We start from the raw sequence: 26,572 nt of genomic DNA, 5'->3' as shown, positions 1-26,572 counted from the left end.
ATTTGACGGCGAATATGATCCGGGGAGTTTCGAATGGAGGGTTATAGGGGAAATCCACTTAAAATGGATATTGGACATCACTGTTTACACGTCATATGAAGATGTTGTCACTTTCAGAGCGCAACGCAGAACAAGCAGCTCGAAAAACGGAAGCGACGAGGGAGTTGGCCTCCGATAGGAGGCGCCGCCATGCGGCTATAACAAGGGGAATGAGTGAATGAACAAATTTCTGATTATTGGCACGACGATCAGTCTGTTGATGGGTACCGCGGCGCGGGCCGACGATCTGACCTTTGCTGTTGCCGGACCTTTGACAGGTCCGCTTGCGACCATCGGCGATCAGTTTAAGCAGGGTGCGCAGGCGGCAGCTGACGCAATCAACGCCAAGGGTGGCGTGCTTGGCCGCAAGATCAAGCTGCAGCTCGAAGACGATCAATGCGACCCGAAGCAGGCTGTTTCGGTGGCCAACCGCATTGTCGCAAACGGTGTACAGTTCGTCGACGGCCATGCCTGCTCGGGCTCGAGCATCCCGGCTTCCGCGATCTATGCCGAGAACGGCACCTTGATGATGAGCCCGGCATCGTCGAACCCCGCCCTGACCGATCAGGCCGCCGCCAAGGGCTGGACCAACATCATGCGTCTCTACACGCGTGACGATGCCCAGGGCGCCTTCATCGGCCCCTGGATCGCAAAGCAATATGCCGGCAAGAACGTCGCGATCCTGCACGACAAGACCGCCTATGGGCAGGGTGTTGCCGATGCCGTCCGCGCCACCATGAACAAGGCCGGGCTCAAGGAAATCATGTATGAGGGCATCAATCCTGGCGAAAAGGACTACAACGCCCTCGTCACGAAGCTGAAGAACGCAAAGGTCGATGTCGTCTATTTCGGCGGGTACCATCCGGAGGCCGGCCTCATCCTGCGCCAGTCTGCCGAGGCGAGCTACAAGTTCCAGCTGATCATGCCTGATTCCATTGCCTCGCCGGAATTCTGGCAGGTTGCAGGCCCGGCTGGAGAAGGCACGCTGTTCGTCTTCCCGTCCGATCCGCAGTCAAAGCCCGAGGCGAAGGAAGCGGTTGCGAAGATCCAGGCCGGCGGCTTCAAGCCGGAAGGCTTTACCCTATTCTCCTATGCTGTCATTCAGGCATTTGCACAGGGTATCGAGCGTGCGGGCTCGGATGATCCGACCAAGGTTGCTGCTGCCCTTAAAAACGGCAAGTCGATCGACACCGTCGTTGGAACGGTCACCTTCGACGAGAAGGGCGACCTGAAGAATGCCAGCTACGACATCAACCGCTGGAGCAATGGCGCCTACTCCCCGATCGCCAAATAAGATCGCAACGAACAAATAACCGATGCCGCGTTCGTGCGGCATCGAACTCCAGATGCGACGCGGTCATATTGTGAAGATCTCTTCCTGGCCGCGTGTGCACATTACAGTCGCGAACAAGCTCGTGTTCGCAAGAATGAGGGCGGGATCAGAGGAGATCCCGCCCTTATCGCTTATTCTGGACTGTAGCTTACTGCCAATTCGCGCCGACGCGCTCCGGCTGTCCGGCGAATGCTCCGGGACGATCCAACCCGGTCGCGACGACCGACACCCTGAATACGCCGTCGAGGTTTCGATCGAAGATCGCTCCGACGACGATGTCGGCGTCATCGAGAACCTCGTCGCGTATGCGGCTGGCAGCCTCGTCCACCTCGAACAGCGTCATATCCATTCCGCCGGAAATCGAAATCAGTACGCCTCTTGCACCCTTCATGCTCATATCGTCCAGAAGCGGATTGGCAACGGCAGCCTCTGCCGCCTTCAAGGCGCGGCCCGGACCCGATGCTTCGCCCGTTCCCATCATGGCGCGGCCCATGCCGCGCATGACGGTTTTGACGTCGGCAAAATCGAGGTTGATGAGACCTTCCTTGACGATCAGATCCGTGATGCAGCTCACGCCAGCATAAAGAACACGATCGGCGGTCATGAACGCATTGGTGAAGGTCGTGGTGGCGTCTGCGATGCGAAACAGGTTCTGATTGGGAATGACGATGACGGTATCGGCGCTCTCGCGGAGCCGCTCGATCCCTTCTTCGGCGGTGCGCATGCGGCGATTGCCTTCGAAGGTGAAGGGCTTGGTGACGACGCCGACCGTCAGAATACCTGCTTGGCGCGCGACCTTGGCGATGACCGGAGCAGCCCCTGTGCCGGTGCCGCCGCCCATTCCAGCGGTGATGAAGCACATATGCGTTCCGTGGAGATGATCCATGATCTCATCGATGGTTTCCTCCGCCGCCGCCCGACCGATCTCGGGAAGGGAACCTGCGCCAAGACCCTCGGTGACCTGAGCTCCGAGCTGAATACGTCGTGTCGCCTTCGAGGTCGAAAGCGCCTGCGCATCCGTATTCGCGGCGATGAACTCGACGCCCTGCAGCTCTTCGGCGATCATGTTGTTGATTGCGTTGCCGCCACCGCCACCGACCCCCACGATGGAAATCTTGGGAATGACCCCAGATATTGGTGAGCGGATGTCGGCCATGAAGAACTCCATTGTGTCAGGTCACTCAAACGGGATCGCTTGAAGCCCTTAAATAGACACCTTGGCGATTCGCTGGAAGAGACCGATGGTAGCGCGTAACATGGGCGCATTGCGGCGAAAACCGGCCATCCCCACAATTTAACGGGTTGTTCCTTCGATCACGGCGCATGGCCGGACGAGCAATCATCACCGTTACAGCCGCAGATATCTCTGATGCTCTCTATGGCTTACTTGTACAGGACTGATGGCGGCCCATGGTGTTTCGTCCGACGTCAAGGTGCTTTGCGATCAGCGTGCCCGGCGCCTTATGGATCCGGCGTGATTGCTGGCAGCCTGGTTCGGCCGGCGTAAAGTTGAATGAAGGTACTCGCAGCATTGCGCGCGCGCGCCGTAATCTCCATCGGTTGCGGGCGCTCTGCGACACCCAGCAGAAGGCCGATCAGCAGATCGCCCCATAAGAGCCCAAGGAATTGCTCGGCCCGCTCGGTGGGAGTGCCGTCAAGCAGATCGGCCTCGGTTGCCAGGAGCATGATCCGGCGCAATGCGCTGCGCGCCGCCTCGCGGCCAATCGTATCGAGGGTCAATGCGACCTCAGGCGCCCGGGCTGCCTCGGCGATTGCCAGCCTGAAGATTGCGATAACCATTGGATCGCTTATTTCGTGAACCAGCCGGGCGCCGAAAGACGATAGGGCCTCCGCGAAGGTTTCGCGGTCGCGTGGGGCCGGCAGACCGGCGGGAAGTTGCAGCCGCCCGGCGCGGCTTCGGATACAGGCGACAAGCATTTCCTGCTTGTTGCCAACGAGCGAATAGAGCTCCCGTTTCGATGCGCGTGCCTGCGTGGCAATTTCGAGTGTGCTGGTCGCCGCATATCCGTTCTGTGTGAATGCTGTGAAGGCCGCCTCAAGAATTCGCTCGCGAACCGCGACTTCGCCTCCTCCTTTACGTCGCTTCGATCCTGACAGCGCCATTGATCTTCCTTGCTTGACATTGGTACCGATTGGTACCACATTGAATGGTACGAGACAGTACCAAATATGGAAATGACTTTCTGCCTCATAAGATGATCCAGCCTTTCGCACGCAGCAGAGATCGGGCGCGGTCGCATGACTGAAGGATCGGGGCACCGGTAAGCACGCCGACTGGGAGTTTCTGAACAATGTCACCTGCAACGATCTTCAGCATACATCTCGTTTTGGGCTATGTTCCATGGCTGCTCTGTTTCAGCGCGTATTTCTGGCCAAGGCTCAGAACGATGGAACCTGTCGAGGCGCAACGCGCGATCGCAGTCCTTCACGGATTCCGTTTTTTCGGTCTCGTCTTCATTGTCCCCGGCGTCGTAGGGTCTGCGCTGCCAGCTGAATTCGCTACGTTCGCCGCCTATGGCGATTTCGCAACTGGGATCCTGGCTATTCTCGCGCTATTGACGATCAGGCTACCTGCTGTCTTCTGGCCGCTCGTCATCGGATACAATCTTGTCGGGATCGTGGATATTCTGGTCGACTACTATCATGGCGCGCGTTTCGACCTTCCGAGCCTGTCGGGGCAGTTGGGAGCCGCATATATGATCCCAATCATCTATGTGCCACTCCTCATGCTCACCCATTTCGCCTCGCTTTACTTGTTCCTGCATAATAGGCACAAAAAGGACCGCATCCTGGAGAGCGAAGCGCTGCCATCCTAGCCTGCCAAGCATGCGGATTGCGGTCGAGTACAGGCAGGGCCGACAATCCTTGTCGAAATCTCAATGATATCTGCAGACCGGATCGGGGAAACTCTGGCACGGATCGATCAAGAGCACGACCGGAATCGAGCCTTGGATTTCCTCATCCCTGAAACGTGTTGCCGCCGCACGCTTTTGCCGCATAGAGCGCCTGATCCGCCTTTGTAAAGAGCGCGGTCGGCGTCTCTCCCTGCGCAAAGGCAAGCCCAATCGACGCGCCGATGCTGAAGCTGGATCCGGAGCAGTTCATCGGCGCCTTTGCGGCGCTCACCAGTCGTTTTGCTACAGTTTCAATGGCAGGCCGGTCGATGGCGGGGCTGAAGAGGACAGCAAATTCGTCTCCGCCAATGCGGGCAATCAGATCGGCGTTCTGACATATGGTTGTCAGTCGACGGGTGAATTCGATCAGGCATTCGTCGCCGACGCCATGCCCGAGCGTATCGTTGATCTGCTTGAACTGGTCGAGGTCAATGAGCATCAGCGCTCCCCCTGATCCATGGCAGATCTTGGTAAGTTGCACCTGAAATTGAGTGCGGTTGGCAAGACCTGTCATCACATCATGTTCGGCCAGATGCCGGATATGCTCGAAGGCTGCTTTTTCCTCGGAAATATCCTGCTTGATGCCGAAAAGCCCGAGCGGTTCGCCATTCCGACGTTCAACCGTCGCGAATATTCTGATCCATCTCTTTCCGATATCTGGTCCCCGGATCTCGGCGTCGAGCTTGAAGCCGGAACCGCTTTCAATCGCCTCACTCCGTAATTTTTCCAGCCGGACCAGCGATTCCTCGGTATAGCTTCTTAAGATATCGCTGCGCACAAGCCCGCGGCTGTGTTGAAGGCCGAACAGATCATAGGTTCCGTTGCTCCAGGTCAGTTGATCGCCCGGCAATTTGCACTGCCACATGCCCATGGACGCGGTCACCGAGGCGCGCTCGAAGAGTTCTGCACCGGCCAATGCGGATTTCACCTCGTGGAGCAGGGTGGTCTGCTGATCGATCTGCCGACGCAACTGCCAGACAGCTCGTCGGTCGAATGGGCCTTTCAAGACTGAGTGGAGGCGTTCCAGCAAGGCGTAGAAGGTGGCCTGTGGCGCAGATGCTAGATGGTGACCGGAATGGAGGCTCAGTTCAGTGTCTTCTGCTGAATTTTCCATGTTTTCGCCGACTTGTGAGTATGCGCCTCTACAGACAATCCCTACCCTGAAATCGTTAATCTCCGATGAGAGTTCGCAGTGCCCCGATTCGAGACGGACCACGCGAATCCCCTGTAAAGAAAGGGGTCGAGCAGATCTTCCAGCCTGTTCTCACCGCAACTTCGATCCGCTTGCTGTCGAAACACCATTCTGGTGTATCGTCAATTAAAGCAACCGTAGGCACATGATTGTCGCGCCCTGTGGTAGAAATGGCCCGGTAGCGGCAATCAAGGATTAAATCTATACAGTAGTACAACCGATAATTATATTTCGCTGTAGAGGTCCCTGGCTAGGAAAGGCCGCAGAAATATTGCCAATCTATCCATTTCCGTCAAGTGACGGGCGGGGAATACTGTTGCGATATTTAGACGATTTTTAACCATCTTCTAATAGTTCGGAATCTGGAGTGCCTTCGCTCCGACACTGCCATGACGGCATGATTCCAAACACAGACATGCCAATGTCGTGCGAATGAACCGCGCACGAACCGGTAGTGCTATAGGGGGGTTCTTTGCGAACACGTCTCAATCTCATGACCAAGATCCTGCTGGCGGCATCGCTGGCGGTCATCGCCGCCTTTTGTGGCTTCTCGGTCTATATCGATAATCTTCAGCGCACGACCATTGCCAATGGCGTCGCCGCAGAGATTGACTCATCGGGCGAGCTTGCCGCGACGGGGATCGCAAACTGGCTGAATGCCCGTGTCATGCTGACCGACTTTGCAGCCGACGTTGCACGTAAATCGGACAGCGAACAGGACATTCTGCGTCGCTTCGACAATCCGTTGATGTCGCGGGAATTCGCAATGGTCTATTTCGGCAATGAAGCTGACGGAAGCTTTGCCCGCTTGCCAGCCGGTGAGATGCCGAAGGGCTTCGACCCGCGCAAGCGCGGCTGGTACAAGGATGCGGTCAAGCTTGACGCTCCCTTGTTGACCGAGCCCTATAAGGATGCCTCTACCAATGCGCTCGTCATCAGCGCGGCCATTCCGGTCAAGCGCGATGGCAGGCTTCTTGGTGTCGCCGGTACCGATTTTCCGCTGCAGGGATTGCTTGGCATGATCGGGCAGGTCGATCTTGGCGGCATGGGCTCGGCCTTCCTCGTCAACAGCTCGGGAACGGTGCTTGTTCATCCGGACGGCGCGCTGGTGTCCAAATCGCTGACCGATGTGTTTCCGCAGAATACCCCTTCCATCGACGGCAAGGGCGTCATGGAAACCCAATTGGGTGGCAAGTCTGTTCTCGTCAAGTTCATGCCGATCAAGGGGCTGCCCGTAAGCAATTGGTATCTCTGTCTCATCGTTGATCGCGATGTCGCCTATGCGGCTATCGACAAGTTTCGGGTCGCTGCGGCGATCGGCACCGGCGTCAGCGTTCTCGCCATGTTGGGCGTGCTCTATCTGCTTCTGTCGACGCTGGTCATCAAGCCCGTCGTTCGCATGACAGGAATGATGAGCAAGCTTGCCCGTGGTGACGTCTCCGAACAGATTCCGGATGCAGACAGAGTGGATGAAGTTGGGCAGATGGCCGCAGCTGTCGCCGTCTTCCGAGAAAACATCATCGAGCGGGGCCGTCTCGCACGGGAGGCCGAACAAAACGAGGCGTTGAGCGAACAGGAACGACGCGAACGCGAAGCGATCAAAGCGGAAGAAGCTCGGAACATTAACCTTGCCGTCAATGCCGTCGCAGACGCTTTGGGTCGGCTTGCCGATGGCGATCTGGTTTCGCGCATCACAACGCCGTTCGCCGGAGATCTCGACCGGCTGCGCAATGACTTCAACCACTCGGTTTCGAAGCTGCACCAGGCAATGTCGACCGTCGGCGAAAAGGCGATGGCCATTGACGGCGGCGCCAGCGAGATCCGCGCCTCTGCCGACCAACTGGCACGGCGCACCGAGCAGCAGGCGGCCTCCGTCGAAGAAACCGCGGCGGCGTTGGAGGAGATCACCACGACGGTGCGCGATTCCAGCCGACGGGCGGAGGAGGTGGGCTTGCTTGTTGCGCGTGCGCGCACCGGAGCGGAAAAATCCGGCGAAGTCGTGCGTCGCGCGGTCTCCGCTATGCAGGGGATCGAGCAGTCCTCCGGTGAAATCTCCAACATCATCGGCGTGATCGACGATATCGCCTTCCAGACCAACCTACTGGCGCTCAATGCCGGCGTGGAGGCTGCCCGGGCCGGCGAGGCCGGCAAGGGATTTGCCGTCGTCGCTCAGGAAGTGCGCGAATTGGCGCAGCGTTCGGCCAATGCGGCAAAGGAGATCAAGGCGCTGATCACCACTTCGGGTGACCAGGTGAGATCGGGTGTTGCTCTGGTCGACGAGACCGGCGCTGCACTGGAAGCGATCGTTCGCGAGGTGCAGGAAATCAATGCCCATGTCGATGCGATCGTCCTTGCCGCCCGGGAGCAGTCCACCGGTCTTCAGGAAATCAACACCGCCGTGAACACGATGGACCAGGGTACGCAGCAGAATGCCGCCATGGTGGAAGAGCAGACTGCGGCGAGCCACGGGCTTGCCGTCGAAGCACAGGCGCTCAACACCCTGTTGGCTCAGTTCCAGCTCAATGGCGCTGGTGCCACCCTGCAAGCCACGCATTCGCGGATGGTGCGAGCCGCGTAGGCATGGTGCGTTTGTCTCACGGCTCTTCTGTCGAATTGGCAGAATATGCCTGTTGAACCGCCGAGCACTTTGCTAAGTAAAGTCGAGCGCCTCACTTTCATGGTGGGGCGCTTTTTTATTGGAGTGCGCTATCTCAGACGACAGCGAGCGATTTTAGGAGACGAGAAATGCAAGTGGCTCATGCACCGGAACTCACCATATGCGGCATCGAGGAATTGCCTGCACACAGTGCCCGCAAGGTGACGCATGTGTTGTCGATCATTGATCCCGACCGGGCCGAGCTGGACGCCTTTGCCGCCTATGGGCATCATGTCCGCACCACGCTGCGTTTCCATGACATCATCGCCGAGATCTCTGGCCAGATCATGCCGGCGCCCGATCACGTCGCAGAGGTTCTGAAGTTCGGTAAGGCTTTCCTCTCCCGCGCCGACCGCGAGGCATCGAGCCATGTTCTGGTGCACTGCCACATGGGGGTCTCCCGCTCGACGGCAGCAATGATGACGTTGATGGCGCAGGCCAATCCGGATGAGCCGGCCGAGGCGCTCTTTGCTCGCCTTGCAAAGATCCGCCCGCAAGCCTGGCCGAACTCGCGGATGATCGCCTTTGCGGACGAGCAGCTTGGCCGCCGTGGCGAGTTGACGGCGGCGTTGCGTCGCCACTATGGGCGCCAGATCAAGCTTCAGCCGGAGCTCGGCGAGTGGATGAACAGGCTTGGCCGTCAAGCCGAAGTCGATATGGCGCTATAAGGCGCTTGAGACTTGTCGATGCCGCGCACCGGCAAGTCGGCGCGCGTCGCGCGTCCTCCAGCAGTGTCGGAGATGGTTCGTCCTTCAGAGACGCGCTAGCCAGGCATTCAGCATCCGCCGAATGGCGATGGCTGCCGTTTCCTGGCGTGTAAAGGCCCAAACCGTGTGGGCGCCCTGCCACAGAGCGACCATCTCCCATCCAAGGCGGTTTGCTTCCTTCGGGTTGTCGGATAGGCGACGGCCGAGCGCATTGGCAAGGTTGCTAAGCCAGGCTGCACCGCGGGCTCGCAATTTGGGGTTGCGTATGTCTTCCCTCAGCAGCAGCAATCCGTCAGTCGCATCATGTTCGGCGGTCTCGGGAGGCATGAGGCGCATAAGAAGGTTCACGGCACCTTCCGGCGTCGGTGCTGCTTCGGCATCCGCGGCGGCCGTCTCTGCCTGCAGTTTTTCCCAGGCCTGCATCAGGATCGCTTCGACAAGCGTCTCCCTGTCACCATAGCGTTGCACAAGGGCTGCGGGGGATAGGCCGCAGGCCTTGGCGCTTCTTGCGAAGGTAAGGCCGTCAGGCCCTGTCTCCACGATCAGTTCGACAAGAATATCGAGCAAGCGCTCGTCGGAAATCGTCTTGTGTCTAGGCATAATTATTTATAAATGTATATTTAGTTATTAATCAAGGGAGAAGAGTATGGCGAGAATTCTGGGCTATATCGCAAGCAGTCTAGACGGGATGATCGCCGCCGAAAACGACGACCTTGAATGGCTTTTCAAATATGAGGGCATGGACCTCGGCGAGCACGACTACAGCACCTTCCTCAAACGTATCGGCACCGTGGTCATGGGGCGCGGCACCTATGATTTCATCGCAAGGGATCCGTCGCCCTGGGCTTACGCCGACCAGCGAGTCATCGTGGTTACGTCCCGACCGATCGATGATCCCAAAGGAGTTCTCCTTGTTCGCAGCGATGTCGACGCTCTCATTGCCGAGTTGCGCGTATTGACGGATGGAGATGTCTGGATGCTCGGCGGCGGACAGTTGCAGATTGCTTTCCTGGAACGAGGCGCACTCGACGAGATCGAAATTTATGTCATGCCGGAATTGCTCGGCAGCGGTCGGCCGCTCTTTCCGTCTACCGGCTTTCGCGCGAGTCCGAAGCTTGTCAGTGCCAACGCGCTCGACAAGGGTTGCGTGCGGCTGCACTATAGAATGGACGCTGGATAAATGGTCCTAAAGAGCGGGTAGGTTGCCACTGTGGGAATGCCGCTCTTGACGGCTCTATCGAAAACTTGGCCAGAGTGCAGCTACTGAAAGTCCGTCCTGAGCCGGATAGCTTGTCGCGAAACAGCGCACAGAGTCATCAATAGTGAGGAGCGTTCCGGTTGGGCCAATCGGTGAGCCGGTGCGTTGCAATTTCGGCAATGATAGAGGCGAAAATCAGCGCTTCTTCAGAACGCCCTTGTTTGCCATAGTTTGCGGAAAGCGCCCTTGAGAGCGCTGTGAGGCGAGCATCATGGCTTACGTAATTACCGAACCCTGTATCGATACGAAGGATGGAGCCTGCACGGTCGCCTGTCCGGTCGACTGCATCTACGAGGGCGGCCGGATGTTCTACATCCAGCCCGAGGAATGCATCAATTGCGGCCTCTGTCTTTCCGTCTGTCCGGTCGACGCTATCTTATGGGACGAGGAGATGCCGGCGGAGCGGCTCTTCCTGCGCGACGTCAATCGCGACTTCTTTGCTGACGATGTGACGGGCTGGGGCGCGCCCGGCGGCTGGGACAAGAGCCGTACGACCAGCCTCGATCACCCTTTCGTTGCGGCCTATCGCGGCCAGTCTGAAAATCGACACTAGTATACTGGGAGGAGCCTTTCGTGACGCAGACCCGGATTGCCGGCGTAATTGCCGCCGTACCGACGCCTTTCGACCATCATGGCGACATCGATGTCGACGCCTTCACCGAGCATGCCCGCTGGTGCCTGGCCAATGGTTGTGACTTCCTGAACGTGCTCGGCACGACAGGTGAAGCCAATTCCCTTTCGGCGGCTCAGCGGAGCGCCCTTATGACCAAGGCCGCACAAGGATTGGACGGCGGCAGGTTGATGGTCGGTACCGGTACGCCCGATCTTCAGACGACAGTGGCATTGACCCGCCGTGCCTTCGATCTCGGTTTTGCGGCGGCTCTCGTCCTACCACCCTATTACTACAAGCCGGTTGAAGAAGACGGACTATTTGCCTGGTTTGCCGAGCTTGTGAGAATGACGGACGAAACCCCGGTTCCGATCTATCTCTACAATTTCCCGCAACTGACCGGCATCGAGTTTTCGCCGGCTCTATCGGCCCGGCTCGCACAGGCCTTTCCGGAGCGGGTTCATGGGGCGAAGGATAGTTCCGGCAATCTTGGCTATGCCCGCGAGCTTGCAAAGATTGAAGGTTTCGGCGTGTTCCCGAGCAGCGAGGCGGTGCTTGCTGATGCCGATCGCGATGGTTACGCTGGCTGCATCTCCGCAACGGTGAATATTGATCCTCTCTCGTCACAGCAGTTATGGCGGGATCAGCAAAATGCGGGGCTGCTGGACGAGGTCGGTGGCCTTCGGCGTGCCATCGCCGCCCATCCTCTTATTCCGGCGGTCAAGCATCTTGTCGGCAGGCGCACCGGAAATGCAGTCTGGAACAAGGTCATGCCGCCGCAGCTGACGATCACAGACAGGAAGAGGCTCGACGCTCTCGATACATTGCATGTCAGGGCCTTAGCTGACGCGTGATCCTACTTTGGCCCGGTTTCAGCTGACCCCGGGCCAAGACGCATAATAGGCGCGGGTCGCTGCGGACAGAGCATGGACGAGCGGCTTTTGCCTTTCGAGCCTCGGCAGATCGGCTCTCGCCTGTGCCAAGAGTTCGGCCAGCGCCGCATCGAAATCGACGCGCGAGAGCTCGCCGTTGCGCATGATCTCCCGGCCGGCAACGACAAGCCCGGTGGCATAGCGCGCACTCATACGGTTCAACAGGATTTCCGCTTCGTCAACATCGTCGAACAGTGCGTTGGAGATCAGCGCCTGATAATCGACGATCGTGAAGTCCGCCGCATCCGTTGCATTGATCACCCGGCGGCCGAATTTGATCGCCGCGTCGAACAGGCGGCCCGTCGTCAGCTCGCGGGTCAGGCCACATTCGCCCTGAAGCAGGTAGAGGAGCCGCATTTCCCGCCATAGATCCTGATCGTCGTCCAATCCGGTGCCATCGAGGCCGATGGCAAAGGCTGGGCCGCCATGTTCGATCGTAGATGCGATCGGAGCAATGCCCGAGCGCAGGCGCAGATTGGCCGAGGGATTGCTGACCAGTTGCACACCTCGTTCGGCAAGCAGCTCCAGTTCATCCGGGCGCAGCTGAACGCCATGGGCAATGGCGAGACGCGGCGATAGGAAGCCGATCCTGTCGAGATAAGTGACGACACCTTTGGGAAAACGTCGATCAAGCCATATGCGCTGACGCGGGCTCTCAAGCAGATGCATATGAATGCGTCGGCCATGAAGCGCCGAAGCCTCGGCAATCGCCTCTAGAAGCGCGTTCGAGCACCATTGCGGCCCGATAGGTCCATATTGCACGTCGACCAGTGGGCTCGTATTGGCCGCGGCAACGGCCTCGACGGCGGCGAGCTGTGTCTCGACGGATGCATAGGTCGGAATGGTTCCGGAAAGCGCATGCCAGTCATCTTCGCGCAGAAAGGGCTGCAATCGCTGCGGACCGCCATCATAGGCCCATGCGTCATGGTCGAGCAGCGGGCAGGAGAGGGCAAGCCGAATGCCGACATCGCCAGCGGCTCGCATGACCGCGTCCGCCTCATCGACCAGACGGTCGGCATTCAGGGAGTTGTGACAGTGCATTGTCGCGCCGATCCCAGTTTTTGCGAGCCGGCCGAAAGCGACGAGCGCTTCGAGGTAGGGATCTGTGCGCGGTCGAAGTCTGAGGCCCGGTATCCATACCTCAAGTGCGTCATCAGGGGCGCCGAAATCGAGAGTGCGAATGCCATAGCCATGGTCATGGGCATTGACGGGCGAGGGGAGGATGAGAGCGCCGGGCTTGAGAGGAACGGATTGGAGCGTCGGCAGCAGGTCAGCCTTTTGAGCGCATCGCTCGGCGGGGGCATGGCCCGGGTCGAGCAGCAACCGCACGGACATGGGTATTTCCCTTCATCGTGAGACCAGCGTGTTGATCTTGCCGGCGAATTTCGACAGTTCCTCGCCCATCGACTGGGCGACGACCTGTGTTGCATGGGTGAGCTGGCGACGGCGCGAGACGACGATGCCGACTTCGAGGTCCTGCAGCTTCGATCCAGCGATCGAGAGCGCGACCGCATCGCCGGCTTCCAGCTCGCGCAGCAGCCCGAGCGGTGTGAAGAAAGCGACACCTTCGCCGGCAAGGATCATCGGCTTAAGCATCATCTGATTGTTCGTTGCAACAAGTGTGCGCCCGACGCGGTTGAGCGCGCCGAGCTCGACTGCGATCATCGAACTCATCACTTCATTGTCGAGCTGCAGCAGCATGTTGAACTGGGCACATTCCTGCAGCGTCACCGATCTTTGCCGGGCAAGTGGATGTGTCTTGGCGACGATCGCCATCAACGGCATGCGCACGCCATGGATCAGCTTCATGTCGTGCGGCCGGGCAAGATCGAAGGTGACGCCGATGTCGACGTCACCTTCGGCGAGAAAGCGGAATATATTGTTGTAGTTATCGGTGCGGATGCGAAAGTCGACGGCCGGATGCTTCTTGTGAAAGCCGGAGACGAATTCCGGCAGGAACTGGATCGCCAGGCTGTCCAGGGCAGCGATGTGGACGCGGCCGGTATTCTTGCCGTGGAGATCGCCGAGATTGGACTTCATGATCTCATATTCGTGCAGCGTCTCCTTGGCGTGGCGCAGCACGATTTCGCCGGCCGATGTCAGCCGGAGCCCATCGGAGAAGCGCTCGAACAGCGGAGTTCCGAGCTCGTCTTCCAGTTTCTTGATCTGGCGGCTGACGGCGGAGGTCGCGACATGCAGCTCTTCGGATGCCTTGCGGATCGATCCGGAGCGCGCGACCTCGGCAAAATACTTCAGGATGCTGGCATGCATGAAAAGCCCTCGGCGATCTCGAAGCTATAGCACGCCTATATGCCGCGCCAAACGGGCGCTCGCTTCTCCCGAAATGCCGCTACACCCTCCATGGCGTCCTCGCTCTTCAACGCCTTGATGAGCGCTGGCGTCCTGAGCGCCTGAGCCTCCGCCGGGCTCAAATGCGCGGTGCGATTGACCGTCTGCTTGATGGCGCGCAGCGACAGTGGCGCACAGGCGACGATGTCGGAGGTCCAGCGATCGACGGCCGCATCGAGTTCGGCCGCCGATACAACCTCGTTGATGATGCCATAGCTTGCCATTTCCTGCGCGCTGAACTGCCGACCGGTCAGCATCACGGCCATGGCGCGGTTGAACGGGATCTTGCGCTGGAGGAGCACCATGCCGCCATCGAGCGGCATGCGGCCGACGCGAGCTTCGGGCAGACCGAAGCGTGCCGTTTCCACGGCGATGACGATGTCGCAACCGAGCACCATCTCGAAACCACCGCCAAGTGCATAACCATTGACGCGGGCAATCACGGGCACGTCGAGCGAGCGACGGAAGGCAAGGCCGCCGAACCCGTTTTCCCGTCCGACCGTCCAGTAGTCGACACCGGAACTGCCGCTGCCGCCCTTCAGATCGGCGCCTGCGCAGAAGGCTTTCTCGCCGGAGCCGGTCAGCACGACGCAGCTGATGTCGTCGCGTCTCTCGATCTCTGTCCAGATCGCCTCGAGTTCGGCTTCGGTTTCGGCATCGACGGCGTTCATCCGGTCGGGCCGATCAAGCGTGACGCGGGCAACGCGGTCCTTTATTTTGAAGGAGGCGCTCATGCCGCGTCTCCCTGTACTGCGGAAAGCGAGGCCAGAATCTCGTCATTGTGCTGTCCGAGCTGCGGTGGCGAAATCCGCACCGTCACCTGGGCAGCGGACAAGTCGATCGGCGAACCGATCAGTCGGATCGGACCGGCTGCGGTTTCTCCTGCCTCGAGGATCATTTTATTGATAATGGTCTGCTCGTCCTTGAGTGCCTCGGGCAGCGAACGCACGGGTGCGCAGAGGATGTCGACGCCTTCCAGCCGTGCGATCCAGTGGTTGGTACTGTTCTTGGCGAAGTTCTCACGAAAGATGGCCTGCAGCTCCGGCCGCCGCGCCATCTGTGCATCGAAATCCTTGTATTGCGGATATTGCGAGAGGTCCTCGATCTCAAGCGCCTCGCAGATGTCGCGCAAGGGATTTGGCTTGAAGGCGCCGACCATGACGATTGCGCTGTCCGTCGTCTCGAAGACGCCCGTCAGCGGGAAAGCCCCCCAATTCAGATCCCTTTGCCGCATCAGATGCGTTGTGCCTTCCTGCATCTGCATGGCGATCATGGAGTTGTAGAGGCTGACGGCAACCTGCTGGCCTTCTCCTGTCTTGTCGCGTTGTAAAAGGGCGAGCAGAATGCCCTGGACGAGATGCATGCCGGCGGAATAATCGGCGAGCGGCGTCGCATAGATCGACGTTGGGTGGCTGTTGTCTGACTTGCGGCGCATGACGCCGGAAACCGCCTGCGCCAGTACATCCTGGCCGCCTTTGTGCTGATAGGGGCCGGTCAGCCCGAAACCGGTACCGACAGCATAGATCAGGCGAGAATTGATCTTCTTCAGGTCTTCATAGCCGAAACCCATGCGCTCCATGACGCCAGGTCGGAAGTTGTTGACGACCACATCGGCCGTTTCGAGCAGCGCCTGGACTGTCTTGCGGGCGCTTACCTCTTTCAGATCCAAGGCCAGGCTCTTCTTGTTGCGGTTCAAGGAGCAGAAGACTGGGTTGTTGAGCCCGTCGGGATCTGAGCCGAGCGACCAGCGCGAGAGATCGCCGATCTTCACCTTCTCGATCTTGATGACTTCGGCGCCATAGTCGGCCAGAACCTGCGTGCAGGAGGGACCGAGCATCACCTGGGTGAAATCGATCACGCGGATTCCGTCGAGGGGTAAAGTCGTCATTCTGCTGCCTCCAAATATGTCGCGTTTTCCGAGGGAATGTCGCCGGGATCGGCGCCCTGGGCCCGCATCTGCTTCTGAATTGCCCGGATATCGGCCTTGCGAACGGTCGTGCCGGCGTTGAGGGCAACGGTTGCGGCGACACCTGCCGCTTCGCCCATTGCCATGCAGGGGGGGATCTCGCGGCTGGATTTCTGCGCCTGCGGTGTTGCCGAATAGTGCCGGCCAGCGACGATCAGCTGATCGATCTCCTTCGGCAGCATGGCGCGATAGGGTGTGTAGTAGTCGCGGCCGCGGCAGACCGTGTCGGCGAAATGGCGGCGGGTCATGACGTCGTCCTTCGTCACGACATAATCGCCCTGCAACAATCGCGTTTGGCGCACACCGGTCTGCGGCGCGAAATCGACGACATAGGCATTTTCGAAGCCCGGCATCTTTTCGCGAGCAAAGTCGAGCAGCTTGGCGATCCGCGCGCGGCCTTCCATCTCCGCCTTGGTCAAGTCTTCGACCTTGAGGCCGCTTAGCGTTGGCATATGCGGGCAGTTCAGCCAGACGACGCCTGGCAGCGGCGTCTTCAGCCACCAGAAGGACCAGCACCCGCCGATCAGCCGTTTGGCTTCGTGATCGAGCGCCTTGAAGGCTTCCGGCTCCTGCTGTTCGAAGCGCTCCGCCGCTTCCGTATCGACCCCGCCCCAGCGCGACACCGTCGTCAGGATGAAGTTGGAGTCGACATGGGATGCGCCAGCACTTGCGGCGACATCGAGATCGCCTGTCGTGTCGATGACGACATCGCCGAGGATCGCCTGCATGCCCTCCTTCGTCTGGCAGATCACGCCCTTGATTGCTCCACCCTCGACGATTGTCGAGGAGAACCAGCTATGGGTTCTAAGCTTGATCTTGGCCTCACCGATCATGTCATAGGCGGCGCGCTTGAAGGCGTCGGGATCGAAGGCCGCCGAAAAGCAGATCGGATGCGGCATCGACTGCGTATGGAAGTCGAAGAGGCCCCAGCGTGCCCATCGCTGCCAGGCCTCCGGCGTGTCGCGAAATTCGATCAGGCGATCGCGGTCGGTCGGCGTCACGCAGAGCCCCCAACGCTTCATCCGCTCGATCATTTCCATGCAGATGCCGCGCACGGTGATTTCGAGCTCGTTGATCATGTCGTCGAGCACCAGCACCATGCCGCCGGCAGCAAGCCCGCCGACATAGGGATAGCGCTCAAGGAGAGTGACGCTTGCGCCGTTGCGCGCCGCTGATACCGCTGCTGCAATCCCGGCCGGGCCTCCGCCGACGACAACCACATCGGAGCGATCGACGACACGGATATCCCGTGCAGGCTGGTGAATAACCTGTTCCATTGGTGTTTCCTCGATGTTTTTGGGTTCAGTGCTGCCCGGCCGGCTTCCAGCGGATCATCTTCGCCTCGGCAACAGAGACGATGAAGAAGAGGATCACGGCCAAAAGTGCAGCGATGACAACCGTTGCGTAAAGCAGTGGCGAGCGGAAATTATAAGTCGCCTCGATGATGAGCGCGCCGAGCCCGAAGCTGGAACCGATCCACTCCGCCACGATTGCTCCCATGACGCTGCTGGTTGCCGCGATCTTCAAGGCGGCGAACAGGAATGGCAGCGAGCTGGGGAGGCGAACCTTCCAGAGGATTTCGGAGTTGCTGGCCGATAGCACCCGCATCAGGTCAAGCATCGCAGGGCTTGCCGAGCGAAGTCCCTGGACCATATTGACCAGCGTCGGGAAGAAGCAGATGAGGCCGGCAATGATGATCTTTGGGGCAACGCCGTTGCCAAAAATCAAGACGAGGATCGGCGCAAGCGCGATGATCGGGATCGCCTTGATGAAGACGGCGATCGGATAGAAGGCCTTTTCCGCGGTTTTGCTGTGGACGAACCAGATCGCCAAAAGGATAGCGATGAGATTGCCGAAGATAAAGCCGAGAACGGCCTCAAGCACTGTCGGCAGGACGTTTCTGGTGAGCGTCGCGGCATTGTCGCGAAACGCATAGAGGACGTCGAGTGGGCTTGGCGCCATGAAGGTCGGGATCTTGAAAATCCAGATGACCGCCTGCCACAGTGCGATGCAGCCAAGTGCCGCAAGGATTGCCGGCATATGCGAGGAAACGACGCCGACGGTTGCGTCGAGGATGGCGACCTTGCGCGGCGCATTGGCGATGCGGCCAATGTCGGAGTGGACGGCATTGCTCATATGCATTCCTCCAGCAGCGAGCGTAGATGCGCGGTCACTTTGATGAAGTCGACCGTATCGCGCATCGCAAGAGCGCGCGGATAGGGGAGGTCGACCTTCATATATTCCTTCACCCTGCCCGGGTGCGCCTGAAGCATCAGCACATGTTCGCCGAGGAACACGGCCTCGGGGATGGAGTGGGTGACGAAGACGATGGTCGTGCCCGTCTCGCGCCATATGCGCAAGAGTTCCTCATTGAGCTTGTCGCGGGTGATTTCGTCGAGAGCGCCGAATGGCTCATCCATCAAAAGAATGCGCGGCTTGGTCACAAGGGCGCGGGCGATGGCGACCCGCTGGCGCATACCACCGGACAATTCGTGCGGCAGGGCATTTTCGCGCCCCTTCAGGCCGACAAGCGCCAGCAGTTCCATGGGGTCGGCATAGGAACTCTTGTTGTGTTTGCCCACCTCAAGGGGAAGGCGGACATTGTCGATAACGCTGCGCCACGGCAGCAATGTCGCTTCCTGAAAAACGAAGGCAAAGTCACGTCCCTCGCGTGCCTGGCGTGGTGGGCGACCGAATACCGAAACCGAACCATCACTGATATGAACGAGATCGGCAATGCAGCGCAGCAGGGTCGACTTGCCGCAACCCGACGGCCCGAGCATGGTGACGAACGATCCTTCCGGAATGTCGACCGAGACATTGGAGAGGGCGGTGAATTCATTGCCTTTGTCGCCGAAGCGAATGTCGAGATCGCGAACGGAGACGGCAAGTCTCGCCGTTTCGGGTGCTGGAAGCGGCTGCGGCTGTTGGATGGTAGCGGCGCTCATCATGACGGTCACCCGATCTGCTTGCGGATTTCTGATGTTGCGTCGAGGATCGCCATGGTGGCGACGTCGTCGACGGTCGGTGTGGCACCGGTAAATTGCTTGAGATCGGCATAGGCCTTGATCTGGGCGGCCCAATTGTCCTTGTTCATCGCGCCCCAGCCGGTCTGCTTGGTGCTGTCGCCGAAGGAGAAGTCGATGACTGAATGGACGGCCCCGAGCTCGCTCGCCTTGTCGAGATTGGGATAGGCCTCAACCAGCATGTCGACGGCTTCTTCCGGATGGTCGCGCACATAGCCCCAGCCCTTGGCGGCGGCCGTGGTGAAGCGCACCAGCACGTCGGAATGCTTGTCGAGCTGCTCGTCGGTCGTGTAGTAGACGTTTGCGTAGAGCTTCAGGCCCGCATCCCAGAGCATCATGTCGACGCGCTCGTCTCCGAGCACCTTCAGCGCATTGGTGTTCGTCACCCAGCCGGTTACGGCATCGGCCTGACCGGTGATCAGCTGGTTCATGTCGGAACCCATGTTGACCATCTTCACCTTGTCCTCCGGAATACCGTTTTGAGCGAGGAGGGCACGCAGAAGAATGAATGCGGTCGGCTGTGTGGCGATCGTCTTGCCGATCATATCCTTCGGCTCACGGATCGCTGATTTCTTCAACGAGAAATATGTAAATGGATGCTTACGGTATCCGGCAAGAAACGCCTTGACCGGCATGCCGGCGGAACGGGCGAGCATAACTGACGGACTTGAGGAGATCTGGCCGATCGCGGATTGGCCGGCGGCAACGCCGGCGACGCCATCGACATTCGGGCCGCCGGGAATGATGGTGAGATTGATGCCCTGTTCGGCGAAAAAACCCTTCTTCTGCGCGGTAACCTCGCCCAGCAGGCCGTTGGAAGCAAGCCAGCCGAGCTGCATGCGAACCTCGGCGACATCGGCCGCCTTGCCGGCACGGACGCCAACGAAAGTTTGGGTTGCGGCGAGACCTCCGACCAACGCAGCATTGGAGAGAAAACGGCGGCGATTCATCATGAATTGAGACATTCTGACAGTTCCCCTTTTGATTGGGCGATCGGACTTTTCGTCTCGTTATCCACCAATGGTGTGATGATGCGGGAATTTAGCGTTCTAATAAAGAACAATTATGCGTATTATCGATTGCCGAAACGGCAACGCTATCCCTCATGGACGACATTGGACAAATGGGGCATCTGATGGGTGGGATGCCGCCTTAGCCCTCATTCCACGGACGGCATGAGGCGAGACTTGCAAGAGGCCGGATCGGTGATTGCTCCTGCCACTCAATCTGCGGTGCGTTTGGATTGCTGTAGGCTCGCATCTCGCCAGGAAGACCAGCGGCGGCGCAGCTCGCCGGGACGAAGGCCATGCCCTTCCTCGAGCATGTCAGCTGCAAGGATCCGCTCGGTGCGGAAATGGCGAAAACCCTGGCGCAGCTCGCACCACGCCACCAGAATCCGGCTGGTCTCCGCGTAGCCGAGGATAACGGGCCATACGGTTCTCAGCGTTTCCTTACCTGCGTCCGATCGGTAGCGCAGCCGAAGTTTCCTCCCCTCGCGCACGGCAGCCCGAAGCATCGACGGATCGATGCTCTCCTCTTCGGGTTGCTGGATTGCGGGCTTGGCGCCTACGCTCGGTTCGACAATGTAGGGGCGCAGGTGTTCGGGAACCATCGCGGCGATCTTCGCAGCGACATCGCGAGCGGCGTTGGCAAGAGCCTTGTCGGCTCGTCCCGCCACCCATTGTGCGCCGAGCATTACCGCCTCGATCTCTTCGCGTGTCAGCATGAGCGGTGGCATGTCGAAATCGGACGAGAGGATGTATCCGAAGCCGGCTTCTCCCTCGATCGGAACTCGCTGGCTCATGAGATCCGCTACATCGCGATAAACCGTTCGTTTCGAGATCTCGAGCTCCTCCGCCAGTGCAGCAGCGGTCACCGGCCTGCTCGACCTGCGCAAGATCTGGATGATTTGAAACAAACGATCGGCACGACGCATGCTTACTGACTCCTGCTGCCAGTATGGTGGCAACAGGCCCGTGCGACAAGGGTCTTCGAGGCGCCCAGCATCTTACGCGCCGAAGGAGTAGCCGATGAAACTAGCATCCACCCGCCTGATCGCAGCAGACATCAAGAAGGTCGTCAGCTTCTATGAAGCACTCACCGGCCAGAAGGCCGAGTGGCTGGCACCCGTCTTCGCTGAAATCGTTACCCCCGCCGCCGCGCTTGCGATCGGAAGCGCGGAGACTGTCGCCCTGTTCAAGGAGGGAAGTGCCGAGCCCCGAGCCAATCGCTCGCTGATCATCGAGTTTCAGGTCGATGACGTCGATCGCGATTTCCTGCGGCTAAAGGACTGGGCCGACGTCGTGCATGAGCCGAAAATGATGCCATGGGGCAACAAGGCGGCACAATTGCGCGATCCGGAAGGCACGCTTGTCAGTCTTTACACGCCCGTCACCGATGCCGCCAAGCAGCGTTTCGCCACCCGTTGACATCGGACCATCGTCGAAGAAGCGGGCGGCTGTTGAGCCGCCCTCTTTATGTTCCGACCGAGTATGCAAGCAAATCCGCCAGCGTTCGACACGTAAGGTTGCCGTCGCATACTCGTCATTCGACCACCATCAAACGCTGTCGGAGGGTCACGTCGAGTTGACCTAGGCCGAGACCTGTGTTTCCTGCAGATGCCGCCACCGTAGTGGTTGGTCGGGGAGTGCTTCGAGCACGACGGTCGAGCGCCTGACGCTTTGAATTCTATCTGCATCCGATTGCGTTTCGCGATAGGTGAGGCAAGCCCCCTCAGTCCATTGCCTGACGATCTCGATCTCGTCGACCACTATGCGCAGCTTTGGGCTTTTCCCGCGCAGCGGGCCAAAGAAATCGGTCACGGCCTGTTTGTCGAGAACGCCCCCCTGCATGGTGATCATGCGAAACTCCGGTGAGAAACGGTCGAGCAGCAGGGCGAGATCTGAAGGCTGCGCCTCCGCCGTGAACCACGCTTCTATTGCCGCACAGGTCTCGATGATTTCCTCGAACAGTTTGTTGGTGTCAGTCATATCAGGCTCCTTGCCGGATGAGGTTGGACGATGATCAGGCGTGCCCGTCGCCGGATTGCAGGCGCAGAACGAAGGGCAGTGGAAGAACGATCAGAAGGGCCGCAATCACGAAGCAGTACCGATACGGCGCAGGATCGCCCGCATTGTCGCTTCCAGCGAGAAGCAGCCCGAGCAAGCCGCCGAGCATGCTCGCGCCGAGCGAGAAGCTGAGCTGCCGGTTGATGTTCCAAAGCGCGCTTGCCTCCGCCATCCGGTCCGTCCGGACTGACGTGAAGGCCGCCGTCTGCGCCGTGCTCGTGCAAAGGCTCGCTCCGAAGCCCATAGCGGCAAAGGATAAAATTCTCACCATCGGCAGCCCTGCAAATGGTGTGGCCAACAGCAGTACGCCAAGCGACGTGACAACAATTCCAGCGAGGAAGAGTGGCCTTGGGCCTTGCGACGCAAATAGCCGCCGGGTTGACATGATCGCGACGAAGGATGCGCCGGCCCATGGAAGCATCAGCATTCCCGTCTCGGTGGCGGTCAGACCCAAACGATTCTGCAGGTAAAGCGAGGCGACCAGGTTCACACCCGTGAACACGCCCGGTACGCAGAGATAGATTATGCTGCCGGTTCTGAGCATCGGATCGGACAGCAGGCGCAGATCGAGCAGCGGCTCGCGCGAGCGAAGCGCATGATGGACATAGGCTGCGCCCGCTGCGATCGCGACTGCAAGCGCGACTGCAGCGTGAGGGGCGCTTCCTGCTTGGCTAATGAGGGTCAATCCAAGGGGCAGGCAGAACAAGGTGATGGCGCTCAGCAGGAAGCCGGCAATGTCAAGCGCTGGTCTGGATTCGCTTGGTCTGTCAGTTGGCGCCCAGACAAGGGTCAGGGCAGCAATCGCCGCAGCAAGCGGTGCAATGCAGATGAATACCCAGCGCCAGGACAGATGATCCACGGCGATGCCACCGATGGCGGGTGAGAGTGCCGGCACCAGCAGTGCAACGGTCATGACCACCGCCGTCAGATGGGCGCGGTCCTGCGGTGGGTAAGCCCGATAGGCCATGCTCTGACCGACCGGTACGAGGAGCCCGCCGCCCAAACCCTGTACCAGTCGCCAGGCGAGAAGTGCTGCAATCCCGGTGGCGGTACCACCGCCGATGCCGCCTGCCGCCACGACGAGCAGCGAGGAGATGAAGACGCGACGCTCACCGACGCGGCGCGCGAGCCAGCTCCCCACAGGAATCGCGACCGTCAGGCCGAGCATGTAGATGGTGCCGACCCAGGCAAGCTGCGCGACTGATGCGTCGAGCTCTCGTTGCAGTGCTGGCAGAGCGGCGTTGAAGATGAACATGTTGGCGAGATCGACAGCGAAGCCCAGGAGGTAAAGGGTGGCTATGCGGGAGCGGACAGACAAGGGGAAAGCCTTTGATTGAGATCACGCTTACCCGGATATTTCCTTTCCTGTTGCACGCATAGGCGATACAATTCGACATCATCTGTCGAAAATTCTTACCAATTGGAGGAAAACAATGGGTGTTAGTCTTGATCGACTGACGGTTTTCCGTGCTGTCGTGGAAACGGGATCGTTCACGGCTGCCGCCCGGAAGCTCAATCAGGCCAGAGCTGCCGTCAGCTTCAATGTCAAGCAGCTTGAAAGCGAATTGGGGGGCACGCTTCTCCATCGCACCACGCGCAGCCTTGCCCTTACCGATGCGGGTGAGCGATTCTATGCGCGCTGCCTTCGCATCCTCAACGAAGCCGACGACGCGATTTCCGAGGCGCGCATGGCCCAAACGGGACTGAGCGGAAGTTTGCGGCTGACATCAACGGTGGAATATGGCGTCTCCGTGATCGCTCCGGCGCTTCAGAAATTCGCCGCCCTTCATCCGGATCTCGATATCCAGTTCGAAGCGGGCTCGACGAATGTCGATCTATTGCGAGAGCGTTTCGATGTGGCGATCCGCATGGGGCGCAACGAACAATTCCAGACGTCGCCCTATGCGGGTGTGCACCTGACAACATATCGGCTGAGGCCTGTTGCTTCGCCCGGGCTCATTGCCAGTTTTGAGCGGGGCATTGTCGACACTCCCGCGATGTTGGGTATGCTGCCGCACATAAGCAACGCCACCGTCGAACATGTGAAGAGCTGGACCATGTTCGATAGTCACGGGCGCGAATGCCCGTTCGAGGTGCCGCGCAGGTCTCGGTTTCTCGTCAATAACGCATCGGTGGTCAAGGCACTGACGGTCTCGGGCGCGGGGCTCGCGCTTCTGCCGGATTGGTTTGTCGCGCCGGAACTTGGCAGCGGAGCGCTGGTCGACGTCTTGCCATCCTATCGCTTCCCCGATCAGCAGATCTACGCCATGCATCTGCCCGTACCCGTGGTTCCGCAGAAAATCCGGGCCTGGCTCCGCTTCCTCAAGGATCATGTCGGCCGTTGACTTCGCCATGGCCGGATGTCTTGTCCCCTCGGTCGCATCACAGCTGAAGCCGACGCTTTCATCTGCTGGGGACAGCTGTTGTCGGAATTGCGCCCTGGCGGCGAATGGTCCACAAAAGAGCGCGTAGGGTTGTTGTGGCGTCCAGCTTTCATTTTCGGCACGTCCCTGCAACACTTGCGGATCCTACGACGCAAGTCGCGTGGCCGTAGTAATACAAGACGATGTCACATCTCGGAGTTTCCATGCGCCGCTTTGGTCTTTTTGTCGTCGTTACGTTCCTGTTTCTGGCCGTGCTCCTGGCAAGCATCTGGACGGCGCTCGCAGCTTTTTACCGCCTGCAGATGCCGCAACCTGGCCCCATCGCCGTTGCCGCGCTCTTTTGCATCTTCGGATTATTGACACTCATTGCCCTGTTTACGAGACTGCGCTGGCTCGTCTTTGTCATCTTTGCCGCTACATTTGCCGCGGTTCTGATCTGGTGGAGCACCATCACGCCGCCACATGACATCACCTTTGTGCCGGAGGATGCGCAGCAAGTAACCGGCAAGATCGAAGGCGATCGCTTGGTTCTGACCGGTGTGCGCAATTTCGACTGGCGTTCCATGACCGACCATACCGAAAAATGGGAAACGCGCAGCTACGATCTGTCGAAGTTGCGCAGCGTCGACCTGTTCATGTCCTATTGGGCCGGCCCCACCATGGCGCATACGATGATGAGCTTCGGCTTCGAAGACGGTGAGCAGATCGCCTGGTCCATTGAAGTTAGGTATCCGGTGGGCGGGTCCTATTCGCCGATTGCCGATGCCTTTAAGACCGATACACTCATCGTGATTGCAGCCGACGAACGCGACGTCATCGGCCTGCGCACCAACGTGCGCGGCGAGGACGTGTATCTCTATCGCTTGAAGGTGCCGCCCGAGGATATTCGGGCGATATTGGTCGGCTATGTCAACGACGCAAATGCGCTTGCCGCCAAACCGCAATTCTACAATTCGATCACCACCAATTGCACGACGGCAATCGTTCGGATTTTACGACTCGTCGGCGCCAATGTGCCGAACGACTGGCGCCTGCTGGTCAATGGTTATCTGCCCGGCTATCTCTACGATCAGCAGCGTGTCGATACCAGGTTGCCGCTGGCGGAGCTACGCGAGCGTTCGCGCATCAACGAGCGTGCAAAGGCGTTTGGCCTGATGCCGGGTTTTTCGGCAAAAATCAGAGAGGGAGTGCCGGACCCGAACAAATAGCGGCGAGATCACCTTGCGAGCGCGTTCCGTCTCGCTTTGTCACTCTTGCTCAGCCGCAGAGCGCCTTTGTTTTCGCCGGTCACCAACAACAGCCTGTTGCAGACTGACCGGCATTGCAGCGCGTTCTGTAAAATAACCGGAGAGGCCAGTGCCGACAGGCTCCAATCTGCGGTTCAATCCCAGACGGTCAGCATGGCGTTTTCGACAAAGGCGAGATGGGCGTCCATGGCGTCCCGTGCCGCCTGTCGATCGCCAGCGACGATGGCTTTCACGACGCGATCATGGTCGGCCATAATATGCTGGCGGACACTCTCCATATCGGCAAGATGCCGGTGGAACCTTTCGTCGACATCATCCGATCTGGAATTCCACAATTGATCCAGCAACTCGCGTAGCAGCGCATTGCCGCTGCCCTCAGCCACGGTCAGGTGCAGCGCGCGGTCGTTCTCGGGAGACCAGGAGCCGCTCTTCGTCTCCGCGCGCATCTGCTTGGCGATCGCGACGAGTCTTGCCTTCCCGGCTTCGTCGATATTCTCAGCCGCTGAAGCAGCAGCCGCGGGTTCCAGCAGGCGGCGCACGGCCATGACCTCAAGCGGCGAGTGACCGGTTTCTGGAAGACTGTTGACGGGTTGGTTCGGGGCGCTGACGAAAGCGCCGACGCCGACGCGTACATCGATTAATCCGGCAACTTCAAGCGCGATCAGTGCCTCTCGCACTGTCGGTCGGGATACGCCGAGGCTCGAAGCAAGCTCGCGCTCGGACGGAAGTTGATCGCCCTGCCGTGCGGTACCGTCGGCGATCTGCTCGCGAATCTGATCTGCAATTTGAAGATATAGTTTCCGGTTCGATACGGCTTGAAGTTTCATAGTCATGTGGTGTCCCGCTGATCGCAGATATTTGGAAGAAACGAAGTTCGCTGTCAACTTACC

Annotated in this window: 26 protein-coding genes; 10 read left to right on the top strand and 16 right to left on the bottom strand. The window is 59.3% G+C overall.

The window, feature by feature from the left end:
• Positions 1–217 precede the first annotated feature (217 nt).
• A complete protein-coding gene (locus QD461_RS18725) occupies positions 218–1,333 on the top strand; it encodes a branched-chain amino acid ABC transporter substrate-binding protein (RefSeq protein WP_414089104.1) in 1,116 nt (371 codons plus the stop codon).
• Positions 1,334–1,520: 187 nt separating this feature from the next.
• Here QD461_RS18725 and ftsZ read toward each other — a convergent pair whose 3' ends face one another.
• Entirely contained in the window at positions 1,521–2,528 is a 1,008-nt protein-coding gene (ftsZ, locus tag QD461_RS18720; protein WP_184705741.1) for a cell division protein FtsZ, read from the bottom strand.
• A 305-nt stretch (positions 2,529–2,833) separates the two neighbouring features.
• On the bottom strand, positions 2,834–3,496 hold the full coding sequence (locus tag QD461_RS18715; protein ID WP_414089103.1) for a TetR/AcrR family transcriptional regulator: 663 nt from the start codon (positions 3,494–3,496) through the stop codon (positions 2,834–2,836).
• A gap of 188 nt (positions 3,497–3,684) precedes the next feature.
• Here QD461_RS18715 and QD461_RS18710 point away from each other — a divergent pair, with 188 nt between their 5' ends.
• The gene (locus QD461_RS18710) at positions 3,685–4,209 is read left to right on the top strand and encodes a hypothetical protein (protein WP_414089102.1); all 525 of its coding nucleotides are present in this window, start codon (positions 3,685–3,687) and stop codon (positions 4,207–4,209) included.
• A gap of 142 nt (positions 4,210–4,351) precedes the next feature.
• On the opposite strand, the gene QD461_RS18705 is transcribed toward QD461_RS18710, so the two are convergent.
• On the bottom strand, positions 4,352–5,503 hold the full coding sequence (locus QD461_RS18705) for a diguanylate cyclase domain-containing protein (RefSeq protein ID WP_414089101.1): 1,152 nt from the start codon (positions 5,501–5,503) through the stop codon (positions 4,352–4,354).
• A 448-nt stretch (positions 5,504–5,951) separates the two neighbouring features.
• Between QD461_RS18705 and QD461_RS18700 the strand changes: the two genes are divergently transcribed.
• Both QD461_RS18700 and QD461_RS18695 read left to right on the top strand, forming a co-directional pair.
• Positions 5,952–8,057 (top strand): methyl-accepting chemotaxis protein, encoded by a 2,106-nt coding sequence (locus QD461_RS18700; RefSeq protein WP_414089100.1) that lies wholly within the window; start codon positions 5,952–5,954, stop codon positions 8,055–8,057.
• Positions 8,058–8,224: 167 nt separating this feature from the next.
• Positions 8,225–8,803: a tyrosine phosphatase family protein gene (locus QD461_RS18695; RefSeq protein WP_414089099.1), complete on the top strand. Its 579-nt coding sequence runs from the start codon at positions 8,225–8,227 to the stop codon at positions 8,801–8,803.
• A gap of 84 nt (positions 8,804–8,887) precedes the next feature.
• Here QD461_RS18695 and QD461_RS18690 read toward each other — a convergent pair whose 3' ends face one another.
• Positions 8,888–9,442: a TetR/AcrR family transcriptional regulator gene (locus QD461_RS18690; protein WP_414089098.1), complete on the bottom strand. Its 555-nt coding sequence runs from the start codon at positions 9,440–9,442 to the stop codon at positions 8,888–8,890.
• A 46-nt stretch (positions 9,443–9,488) separates the two neighbouring features.
• On the opposite strand from QD461_RS18690, the gene QD461_RS18685 reads away from it, so the two are divergent.
• The 3 genes from QD461_RS18685 to QD461_RS18675 all read left to right on the top strand — a co-directional run bounded on the left by QD461_RS18685 (position 9,489) and on the right by QD461_RS18675 (position 11,564).
• On the top strand, positions 9,489–10,022 hold the full coding sequence (locus QD461_RS18685) for a dihydrofolate reductase family protein (RefSeq protein ID WP_414089097.1): 534 nt from the start codon (positions 9,489–9,491) through the stop codon (positions 10,020–10,022).
• A 289-nt stretch (positions 10,023–10,311) separates the two neighbouring features.
• Entirely contained in the window at positions 10,312–10,653 is a 342-nt protein-coding gene (gene fdxA, locus QD461_RS18680) for a ferredoxin (protein ID WP_414089096.1), read from the top strand.
• 20 nt (positions 10,654–10,673) lie between these two features.
• The gene (locus QD461_RS18675; RefSeq protein ID WP_414089095.1) at positions 10,674–11,564 is read left to right on the top strand and encodes a dihydrodipicolinate synthase family protein; all 891 of its coding nucleotides are present in this window, start codon (positions 10,674–10,676) and stop codon (positions 11,562–11,564) included.
• Between the two features lie 18 nt (positions 11,565–11,582).
• On the opposite strand, the gene QD461_RS18670 is transcribed toward QD461_RS18675, so the two are convergent.
• The 9 genes from QD461_RS18670 to QD461_RS18630 form a co-directional block, all read right to left on the bottom strand.
• A complete protein-coding gene (locus tag QD461_RS18670; RefSeq protein WP_414089094.1) occupies positions 11,583–12,977 on the bottom strand; it encodes an amidohydrolase family protein in 1,395 nt (464 codons plus the stop codon).
• 12 nt (positions 12,978–12,989) lie between these two features.
• Positions 12,990–13,913, bottom strand: coding sequence for a LysR family transcriptional regulator (locus QD461_RS18665; protein ID WP_414089093.1), 924 nt, complete (start codon positions 13,911–13,913; stop codon positions 12,990–12,992).
• A 35-nt stretch (positions 13,914–13,948) separates the two neighbouring features.
• Positions 13,949–14,725 carry an enoyl-CoA hydratase-related protein gene (locus QD461_RS18660; RefSeq protein ID WP_414089092.1) on the bottom strand — a complete coding sequence of 259 codons (777 nt, stop codon included), beginning with the start codon at positions 14,723–14,725 and terminating at the stop codon, positions 13,949–13,951.
• Complete coding sequence (locus tag QD461_RS18655; RefSeq protein ID WP_414089091.1) at positions 14,722–15,879, bottom strand: CaiB/BaiF CoA transferase family protein; 1,158 nt, start codon at positions 15,877–15,879, stop codon at positions 14,722–14,724. Before QD461_RS18655 ends, QD461_RS18660 begins: the two co-directional genes overlap by 4 nt.
• The gene (locus QD461_RS18650; protein ID WP_414089090.1) at positions 15,876–17,234 is read right to left on the bottom strand and encodes an FAD-dependent oxidoreductase; all 1,359 of its coding nucleotides are present in this window, start codon (positions 17,232–17,234) and stop codon (positions 15,876–15,878) included. Before QD461_RS18650 ends, QD461_RS18655 begins: the two co-directional genes overlap by 4 nt.
• A 25-nt stretch (positions 17,235–17,259) precedes the next feature.
• On the bottom strand, positions 17,260–18,093 hold the full coding sequence (locus tag QD461_RS18645; protein WP_184705765.1) for an ABC transporter permease: 834 nt from the start codon (positions 18,091–18,093) through the stop codon (positions 17,260–17,262).
• The gene (locus QD461_RS18640) at positions 18,090–18,908 is read right to left on the bottom strand and encodes an ABC transporter ATP-binding protein (RefSeq protein ID WP_414089089.1); all 819 of its coding nucleotides are present in this window, start codon (positions 18,906–18,908) and stop codon (positions 18,090–18,092) included. The genes QD461_RS18645 and QD461_RS18640 overlap by 4 nt, the downstream gene beginning before the upstream one ends.
• A gap of 5 nt (positions 18,909–18,913) precedes the next feature.
• Positions 18,914–19,948, bottom strand: coding sequence for an ABC transporter substrate-binding protein (locus tag QD461_RS18635; protein WP_414089088.1), 1,035 nt, complete (start codon positions 19,946–19,948; stop codon positions 18,914–18,916).
• Between the two features lie 257 nt (positions 19,949–20,205).
• Entirely contained in the window at positions 20,206–20,919 is a 714-nt protein-coding gene (locus QD461_RS18630) for a helix-turn-helix transcriptional regulator (protein ID WP_414089087.1), read from the bottom strand.
• A gap of 94 nt (positions 20,920–21,013) precedes the next feature.
• On the opposite strand from QD461_RS18630, the gene QD461_RS18625 reads away from it, so the two are divergent.
• Positions 21,014–21,412: a VOC family protein gene (locus QD461_RS18625; protein WP_414089086.1), complete on the top strand. Its 399-nt coding sequence runs from the start codon at positions 21,014–21,016 to the stop codon at positions 21,410–21,412.
• 162 nt (positions 21,413–21,574) lie between these two features.
• On the opposite strand, the gene QD461_RS18620 is transcribed toward QD461_RS18625, so the two are convergent.
• Both QD461_RS18620 and QD461_RS18615 read right to left on the bottom strand, forming a co-directional pair.
• On the bottom strand, positions 21,575–21,973 hold the full coding sequence (locus QD461_RS18620) for a DUF4440 domain-containing protein (protein WP_414089085.1): 399 nt from the start codon (positions 21,971–21,973) through the stop codon (positions 21,575–21,577).
• A gap of 34 nt (positions 21,974–22,007) precedes the next feature.
• On the bottom strand, positions 22,008–23,369 hold the full coding sequence (locus QD461_RS18615; RefSeq protein WP_414089084.1) for an MFS transporter: 1,362 nt from the start codon (positions 23,367–23,369) through the stop codon (positions 22,008–22,010).
• Between the two features lie 115 nt (positions 23,370–23,484).
• Here QD461_RS18615 and QD461_RS18610 point away from each other — a divergent pair, with 115 nt between their 5' ends.
• A complete protein-coding gene (locus QD461_RS18610; protein WP_414089083.1) occupies positions 23,485–24,396 on the top strand; it encodes a LysR family transcriptional regulator in 912 nt (303 codons plus the stop codon).
• Positions 24,397–24,638: 242 nt separating this feature from the next.
• Positions 24,639–25,643 (top strand): DUF4105 domain-containing protein, encoded by a 1,005-nt coding sequence (locus QD461_RS18605; protein WP_414089082.1) that lies wholly within the window; start codon positions 24,639–24,641, stop codon positions 25,641–25,643.
• Positions 25,644–25,816: 173 nt separating this feature from the next.
• On the opposite strand, the gene QD461_RS18600 is transcribed toward QD461_RS18605, so the two are convergent.
• Positions 25,817–26,515 (bottom strand): FadR/GntR family transcriptional regulator, encoded by a 699-nt coding sequence (locus QD461_RS18600; protein WP_414089081.1) that lies wholly within the window; start codon positions 26,513–26,515, stop codon positions 25,817–25,819.
• Positions 26,516–26,572 lie beyond the last annotated feature (57 nt).

Source organism: Rhizobium sp. BR 314, assembly GCF_047445805.1.
Lineage (GTDB): Bacteria > Pseudomonadota > Alphaproteobacteria > Rhizobiales > Rhizobiaceae > Rhizobium > Rhizobium lusitanum_B.
This window is presented reverse-complemented; position numbering and strand designations above follow the sequence as displayed.

Bases quoted from the DNA above. Each gene is read 5' to 3' on its own strand.
- QD461_RS18725 (WP_414089104.1), top strand. From the start codon at position 218: ATGAACAAATTTCTGATTATTGGCACGACGATCAGTCTGTTGATGGGT.
- ftsZ (WP_184705741.1), bottom strand. From the start codon at position 2,528: ATGGCCGACATCCGCTCACCAATATCTGGGGTCATTCCCAAGATTTCC.
- QD461_RS18715 (WP_414089103.1), bottom strand. From the start codon at position 3,496: ATGGCGCTGTCAGGATCGAAGCGACGTAAAGGAGGAGGCGAAGTCGCG.
- QD461_RS18710 (WP_414089102.1), top strand. From the start codon at position 3,685: ATGTCACCTGCAACGATCTTCAGCATACATCTCGTTTTGGGCTATGTT.
- QD461_RS18695 (WP_414089099.1), top strand. From the start codon at position 8,225: ATGCAAGTGGCTCATGCACCGGAACTCACCATATGCGGCATCGAGGAA.
- QD461_RS18690 (WP_414089098.1), bottom strand. From the start codon at position 9,442: ATGCCTAGACACAAGACGATTTCCGACGAGCGCTTGCTCGATATTCTT.
- QD461_RS18685 (WP_414089097.1), top strand. From the start codon at position 9,489: ATGGCGAGAATTCTGGGCTATATCGCAAGCAGTCTAGACGGGATGATC.
- fdxA (WP_414089096.1), top strand. From the start codon at position 10,312: ATGGCTTACGTAATTACCGAACCCTGTATCGATACGAAGGATGGAGCC.
- QD461_RS18670 (WP_414089094.1), bottom strand. From the start codon at position 12,977: ATGTCCGTGCGGTTGCTGCTCGACCCGGGCCATGCCCCCGCCGAGCGA.
- QD461_RS18665 (WP_414089093.1), bottom strand. From the start codon at position 13,913: ATGCATGCCAGCATCCTGAAGTATTTTGCCGAGGTCGCGCGCTCCGGA.
- QD461_RS18660 (WP_414089092.1), bottom strand. From the start codon at position 14,725: ATGAGCGCCTCCTTCAAAATAAAGGACCGCGTTGCCCGCGTCACGCTT.
- QD461_RS18655 (WP_414089091.1), bottom strand. From the start codon at position 15,879: ATGACGACTTTACCCCTCGACGGAATCCGCGTGATCGATTTCACCCAG.
- QD461_RS18650 (WP_414089090.1), bottom strand. From the start codon at position 17,234: ATGGAACAGGTTATTCACCAGCCTGCACGGGATATCCGTGTCGTCGAT.
- QD461_RS18645 (WP_184705765.1), bottom strand. From the start codon at position 18,093: ATGAGCAATGCCGTCCACTCCGACATTGGCCGCATCGCCAATGCGCCG.
- QD461_RS18640 (WP_414089089.1), bottom strand. From the start codon at position 18,908: ATGATGAGCGCCGCTACCATCCAACAGCCGCAGCCGCTTCCAGCACCC.
- QD461_RS18635 (WP_414089088.1), bottom strand. From the start codon at position 19,948: ATGTCTCAATTCATGATGAATCGCCGCCGTTTTCTCTCCAATGCTGCG.
- QD461_RS18630 (WP_414089087.1), bottom strand. From the start codon at position 20,919: ATGCGTCGTGCCGATCGTTTGTTTCAAATCATCCAGATCTTGCGCAGG.
- QD461_RS18625 (WP_414089086.1), top strand. From the start codon at position 21,014: ATGAAACTAGCATCCACCCGCCTGATCGCAGCAGACATCAAGAAGGTC.
- QD461_RS18620 (WP_414089085.1), bottom strand. From the start codon at position 21,973: ATGACTGACACCAACAAACTGTTCGAGGAAATCATCGAGACCTGTGCG.
- QD461_RS18610 (WP_414089083.1), top strand. From the start codon at position 23,485: ATGGGTGTTAGTCTTGATCGACTGACGGTTTTCCGTGCTGTCGTGGAA.
- QD461_RS18605 (WP_414089082.1), top strand. From the start codon at position 24,639: ATGCGCCGCTTTGGTCTTTTTGTCGTCGTTACGTTCCTGTTTCTGGCC.
- QD461_RS18600 (WP_414089081.1), bottom strand. From the start codon at position 26,515: ATGACTATGAAACTTCAAGCCGTATCGAACCGGAAACTATATCTTCAA.